The sequence below is a fragment of the Blautia fusiformis genome, from assembly GCF_020686995.1.
Lineage (GTDB): Bacteria > Bacillota > Clostridia > Lachnospirales > Lachnospiraceae > Blautia_A > Blautia_A fusiformis.
Genome location: NZ_JAJEPT010000033.1, coordinates 1 through 6123, shown reverse-complemented (window position 1 = coordinate 6123; position 6123 = coordinate 1). Strand labels below are relative to the sequence as shown.

The 6123-nt window shown below is 49.1% G+C and carries 5 protein-coding genes and 1 pseudogene; all 6 read left to right on the top strand.

Annotation, left to right across the window (positions count from 1 at the left end; translation table 11 throughout):
* Window positions 1-279, top strand: a 279-nt coding sequence (locus LKD46_RS16445) for a hypothetical protein (protein ID WP_227574383.1), incomplete at its 5' end; no start/stop codon positions are given.
* A 162-nt stretch (window positions 280-441) separates the two neighbouring features.
* Complete coding sequence (locus LKD46_RS16440) at window positions 442-1344, top strand: 30S ribosomal protein S1 (protein ID WP_227574382.1); 903 nt, start codon at window positions 442-444, stop codon at window positions 1342-1344.
* 29 nt (window positions 1345-1373) lie between these two features.
* Window positions 1374-3044 carry a putative manganese-dependent inorganic diphosphatase gene (locus LKD46_RS16435; protein WP_044961512.1) on the top strand — a complete coding sequence of 557 codons (1671 nt, stop codon included), beginning with the start codon at window positions 1374-1376 and terminating at the stop codon, window positions 3042-3044.
* Between the two features lie 13 nt (window positions 3045-3057).
* Window positions 3058-3645 (top strand): annotated as a pseudogene (locus LKD46_RS16430) (flavin reductase family protein); the annotation flags it as partial.
* A gap of 245 nt (window positions 3646-3890) precedes the next feature.
* Window positions 3891-4403 (top strand): shikimate kinase, encoded by a 513-nt coding sequence (locus tag LKD46_RS16425; protein ID WP_022426930.1) that lies wholly within the window; start codon window positions 3891-3893, stop codon window positions 4401-4403.
* 199 nt (window positions 4404-4602) lie between these two features.
* On the top strand, window positions 4603-5895 hold the full coding sequence (locus LKD46_RS16420; protein WP_092073580.1) for a UDP-N-acetylglucosamine 1-carboxyvinyltransferase: 1293 nt from the start codon (window positions 4603-4605) through the stop codon (window positions 5893-5895).
* The last annotated feature ends 228 nt before the right edge of the window (window positions 5896-6123 follow it).

Here is a 6123-nt window from a genome sequence, read left to right as displayed (position 1 = left end):
GCTGATGCGTACCTGGCTCAGACAGATGGGGCTTACTCTGCGGCTTGTGGCCGCAGAGTACCTTCCCGTCAGAAGCCTCAGGCGCTAAGTATGACCAGCGGCTTACTCCGACGCACCGGGTCCCGACCATGTAGCCGCCCCTCCGGCAGTCCGTCCTGTGCGTTGGAGAGAAACAAAAAGGATGCACTACAAAGAAATTCTGGAATTGTACTAAGTCCGTCCTGTACGTTGGAGAGAAATAAAGAAAGCATCAAGGGTGTGATAAATGGGCTGATCTGAGTCTGTCCTGTGTGTTGGAGAGAAATAAAGGGGGTAAGAAATTTCCAGTGCAAAAAATATAGCGCGGGTGGGGTGTGCATGCTATAATGATTAGGATTATAGTGCTGTCGTCTGGTTTGGGGCGGCGGTGGTTGGGTTTTTGTTTGAATGGGAGGTCTGGATATGGCGGAGTCTATGAAGGATTTTGAGAGGGAGCTGGAGGCTTCTTTTAAGAGGATCGATGAGGGTGATATTATCTCAGGGACTGTTGTGAGTGTGGATGAGTCGGGGGTTGTTCTTGACCTTAAGTTTTATGCTGAGGGTTTTATTCCGGTGGAGGAGTTTTCCCGGGTGCCGGGGTTTAATATTAAAGAGGCTGTTCAGCCGGGGGATGAGGTTCAGGCGATGGTTCTTCGCAGGGATGATGGTCAGGGGAATATTCTTCTTTCCAGAGCAGATGCTGCGGATGTGCTTGCCTGGGACAGGCTGAAGGAGCTTCAGGATTCGGGTGAGGTGCTGGATGTTGTTGTGAAGGGAATCGTTAACGGGGGTGCCATTGCTTATGTTGAGGGTGTCCGTGGTTTTATTCCGGCATCCAGGCTTGCTTTGGAGTTTGTTGAGGATACTGAGGTGTTTCTGAATAAGCCGATCCAGGTGCGGGTGATCGAGGCTGATAAGGCGAAGAAGAGGCTGGTGCTTTCGGCGAGGGAGATTCTTCGTGAGAGGGCTGAGGTGGAGAAACGGAATAAGATTTCCAATATCCAGGTTGGCTTTGTGACGGAGGGTACGGTTGAGAGTTTGCAGCCGTATGGTGCTTTTGTGGAGCTTGGGAACGGGGTTTCCGGGCTGGTGCATATTTCTCAGATCTGTGAGAAGAGGATCCGGAAGCCTTCTGAGGTTTTGAGTGTTGGGGATAAGGTTAAGGTGAAGGTTATCGCGATCAAGGATGGTAAGCTGAGCCTGAGTATTAAAGAGGCATCGGATCTGATGGCTAAGGAGGTTGAGAAGGAGTCTTTTGAGCTTCCGGAGTCGGGGGAAGAGGCTACTACTTCCCTGGGTGCTTTGTTTGCAAATATTAAATTATGATTATTTTGGATGAAAAAGGATGGATGTGTATGAAAAAACCGGAGAGAATATTTGTAATCGGACATAAGAATCCGGATACGGATTCCATCTGTTCGGCTATTGCTTATGCGGATATTAAAAACAGAACTACGCAGAATAAAAAATATATCCCGAAGAGAGCGGGGCAGATCAATGAGGAGACCAGGTATGTGCTGAACCGTTTTGGCGTACAGCCGCCGGCTTATCTGGGAAATATCGGTACGCAGGTCAAGGATATGGATATCCGGACCAGTCCGCAGGCGGATAAGAATATGTCGCTGAAGAATACCTGGGATCTGATGCAGGAGAACGGGATCGTTTCTCTTCCGATCCGTGATAAGGATGGGTGTCTGGAGGGGCTTGTGACGATTGGTGATATCGCAAAGACCTATATGGATACTACAGACAGTTATCTTCTTTCCAATGCGAGGACGCAGTATCAGAGAATTGCCGAGACTGTTGGCGGTGAAGTGGTGGAAGGTAACGGACACGGATATTTTGTGAAGGGGCGTGTGCTTGTCGGTACTGCCAACCCGAAGATGCTGGAGGGCTACGTTGAGGAGGATGATATGATCATCATGGGTGACCGTGAGGAGGATCATCTTCAGGCGATCAGCCAGAATGTAAGCTGTATCATCGTGGGGCTGAATATCGTGGTTTCCGAGAAGGTTATAAAGCTTGCTCATGAGAAGAATATCGTGATCATCCGGTCTCCGTATGATACGTTTAATATTGCGCGTCTGATCAATCAGAGTATTCCGGTCAGCTTTGTTATGAAGCGGGATAACATGGTTACGTTTAATACCGAGGATTTTACGGATGATATCCAGGATGTTATGATCAAAAACCGTCACAGGGCGTTTCCGGTGATCAATCCTCATGGTAAGTGTATCGGTACGATCTCCAGACGTAATTTTCTGGATATGCATAAAAAGAAAGTGGTTCTTGTGGATCATAATGAGGTGGATCAGGCTGTTGATAATATCGAGAAGGCGGAGATCCTTGAGATCATCGATCATCATAAGCTGGGTACCTTGCAGACCATGACGCCGGTTGCTTTTCGTAATGAGCCGGTGGGATGTACGGGTACGATCCTTTATGAAATCTACGGAGAGCAGAGACTGGAGATCCCGGAAAAGATCGCGGGGCTTCTCTGTGCGGCTATTATTTCGGATACATTGATGTTCCGTTCACCGACCTGTACGCAGACGGATAAGATCGCTGCCAGTGCTCTTGCGCTGATCGCGGGGATCAAGATCGAGGAGTTTGCCCGAGAGATGTTTTCTGCGGGAAGTAATCTGAAGGATAAGTCTCCGGAGGAGATTTTTTATCAGGATTACAAGAAGTTTATCGGTGAGGGTAATGTTTCCTTTGGTGTGGGTCAGATCAGTTCCATGGACAGCGAGGAGCTTAAGGAGATCAAGGAGAAGCTGATGCCGTTTATGGTGAGTGAGTGTGGCCGTCATGATATCACGAGAGTTTATTTTATGCTGACGAATATCCTGGAGGAGTCTACAGAGCTTCTGTTTTACGGGGAGGGCAGCCAGCAGATGGCGGAGATCGCTTTTGAGCGGAAACCGGATGGAGATACCTTCAGTCTGCCGGGTGTGGTTTCCAGAAAGAAGCAGCTGATTCCGGCTATGATGGAGGCTGCTCAGCTGATGAACAGCGATTATGCATAAGAGGTGACGGAAAATGGCGAAACAGTTATGGAAGCCGGGGAACATGATCTATCCGCTGCCGGCTGTAATGGTGAGTGTTACCGATGGTGAGGGGCATGATAATATCATAACGGTTGCGTGGACGGGTACGGTGTGTACCAATCCGGCGATGGCTTATATTTCTGTCCGACCTTCCCGTTATTCCTATGATATGATCCGGAAAACGGGTGAATTTGTGATCAATCTGACAACGGAGAAGCTGGCGTTTGCAACGGATTTCTGCGGGGTCCGTTCGGGACGTGATGTGGACAAGTTCCGAAAGCTGAACCTTACGAAAGAGAAAGCGCAGTTTGTTTCTGCACCGATGATCGGGGAGGCTCCGGTTTCAATCGAGTGCAGGGTGCGTGAGGTGAAGGAGCTGGGGTCTCATGACATGTTTCTTGCGGATGTGCTTGCGGTCCATGCGGATGAAGCTTATATGGATAAAAACAACAGGTTTCGTCTCAATGATGCGGGTCTTCTGGTTTATTCCCATGGGGAGTATCTGGCGGGTGGCCGGAAGGTGGGAACCTTCGGCTACAGCGTAAAGAAGAAGCAGATGCAGAAGAAGTTGGATAAGAAATCAGATAGGGAAGCAGACAGGGAATCAAAGAAGGCAGGGATGTCAGGGAAGTTGAAGACGTCAGGAAAGCCAGGGACGTCAGGGAAGTTGAAGATGTCAGGAAAGCCGGGGATGTCAGGAAAGCCAGGGATGTCAGGGAAATTAAAGACGTCGGGGAAGGCAGGGAGAGAGAAACGGTAGGTTCTGCGGAGCCGTAACGTTTGTTGAGGTTTGGCAGCTGTTATGCTAAAATGAAAGGATACAGTATGAATAATATTACACTGATAGGGATGCCTGGTGCGGGGAAGAGCAGCATCGGTGTCGTACTTGCGAAGGTACTTGGGTACCAGTTTATTGACTCAGATCTTCTGATCCAGAAGGCGGAGAAGAGGACTTTGAGTAAGATCATTGCAGATGAGGGTACGGAGGGCTTCAAGGCGATCGAGAATCGTGTGAATGCTTCGATCCAGGTGGAGAATACGGTGATCGCTACCGGTGGAAGTGTGGTTTACTGCGATGAGGCTATGCAGCATCTGAAGTCTGAGGGTGTTGTGGTGTATCTTAAGATCTCGCTGGAGCTTCTTTCCAGGCGTCTTGGTAATCTTAAGGGGCGTGGTGTTGTGCTCAAGGAGGGGCAGACGCTGGCGAGTCTTTATGATGAGCGTGTTCCTTTGTATGAGAAATATGCGGACATTGTGGTGGATGAAGAGGATAAGGATCTGGAGGGGAGTCTCCAGGTTGTGCTTGAGGCACTGAAGAACAGGGGAGATAAGGCGTAACTGTTGGCTTGTGGAAACGGTTTGCTGGAGTGTTTCGGGTAATGGGTTGTGACAGGTTTTCGTCATAAATTGTTTACAAATCTGAAATATGTGTTATAATATACAACTGACCTAAAAAACGGTATTGCGGAACGTTTGTTCCTGCAGTAAATTCAGAGAAAGTTTCTGCTCATAGAGGAGTAAATAATAGAGGTGTGTTATGGAACAGTATGTGATTAAAGGCGGCAATCCTCTGGTTGGAGAAGTGGATATTGCGGGTGCGAAGAATGCGGCGCTTGCGATATTGTCAGCAGCCATTATGACTGATGAAACTATATTGATCGAGAATCTGCCAGATGTTAGGGACATCAATGTTCTGCTTGAGGCGATCTCCGAGATCGGGGCTCAGGTTGAGCGTATTGATAAGTCTACTGTAAAGATCAACGGTTCTACTATCGGCAATCTCAGCGTGGATTATGAGTTTATCAAGAAGATCCGTGCTTCTTATTATCTTCTGGGTGCTTTGCTTGGTAAGTATAAGCATGCGGAGGTTCCGCTTCCGGGTGGATGTAATATCGGCAGCAGGCCGATCGACCAGCATCTGAAGGGTTTCCGTGCTCTTGGTGCGGATGTTGATATCTGTCATGGTGCTATTGTTGCCAAGGCGGAGAATCTGCATGGCAGCCATATTTTCCTGGATGTGGTTTCTGTTGGTGCTACTATTAATATTATGATGGCTGCTTCTATGGCGACTGGTCGTACGATCATTGAGAATGCTGCGAGGGAGCCGCATGTTGTTGATGTGGCGAATTTCCTGAACAGTATGGGGGCGAATATCAAGGGTGCTGGTACGGATGTGATCCGTATCCGTGGTGTTGAGACGCTTCATCGTACGGAGTATTCGATCATTCCGGACCAGATCGAGGCTGGTACGTTTATGTTTGCTGCTGCGGCTACTCGTGGTGATGTTACTGTTCGTAATGTTATTCCTAAGCATCTTGAGGCTACTACTGCTAAGCTTGAGGAGATCGGGTGTGAGGTTGAGGAGTTTGATGATGCGGTTCGTGTCCGTGCGCCGCATGTGCTTCATCGTACGCATGTGAAGACGTTGCCTTATCCTGGTTATCCTACGGATATGCAGCCGCAGATCGCGGTTACTTTGGCTTTGGCTGAGGGTACGAGTATTGTTACTGAGAGTATTTTTGAGAACCGGTTTAAGTATGCGGATGAGCTTTCCCGGATGGGTGCCAATATTAAGGTGGAGGGGAACTCTGCTATTATTGATGGTGTGAGGAAGCTTACGGGGGCGCGTGTGAGTGCGCCGGATCTTCGTGCGGGGGCTGCGCTTGTTATTGCAGGGCTGGCTGCTGAGGGTGTTACGGTTGTTGATGATATTGTTTATATCCAGCGTGGGTATGAGAATTTTGAGGAGAAGCTCAGGAGTCTTGGGGCTGAGATTGAGAGGGTTTCCAGTGAGAAGGAGATTCAGAAGTTTCGGCTGCGTGTTGGGTGATGGTTGGTGACAACTGGTAATGATTGATGATAATTGGAAATTTGAGTTTTGCGTTTTGGGGAGAGTTCCCGGGTGTTTGGGCCTGGGGGCTCTTTTTTTGTGTGGGTGGGAGGGATGAATGGAGGGAGGGACGAACGGACAGACTGCCAGCGGGGCGGCTGCATGGTCGTGCCTGGTGCGGTCGTTTCGCCGGGTCATACTAAGCGTCTGAGTCTTCTGCCGTGCAGG

Bases quoted from the DNA above. Each gene is read 5' to 3' on its own strand.
- LKD46_RS16440 (WP_227574382.1), top strand. From the start codon at position 442: ATGGCGGAGTCTATGAAGGATTTTGAGAGGGAGCTGGAGGCTTCTTTT.
- LKD46_RS16435 (WP_044961512.1), top strand. From the start codon at position 1,374: ATGAAAAAACCGGAGAGAATATTTGTAATCGGACATAAGAATCCGGAT.
- LKD46_RS16425 (WP_022426930.1), top strand. From the start codon at position 3,891: ATGAATAATATTACACTGATAGGGATGCCTGGTGCGGGGAAGAGCAGC.
- LKD46_RS16420 (WP_092073580.1), top strand. From the start codon at position 4,603: ATGGAACAGTATGTGATTAAAGGCGGCAATCCTCTGGTTGGAGAAGTG.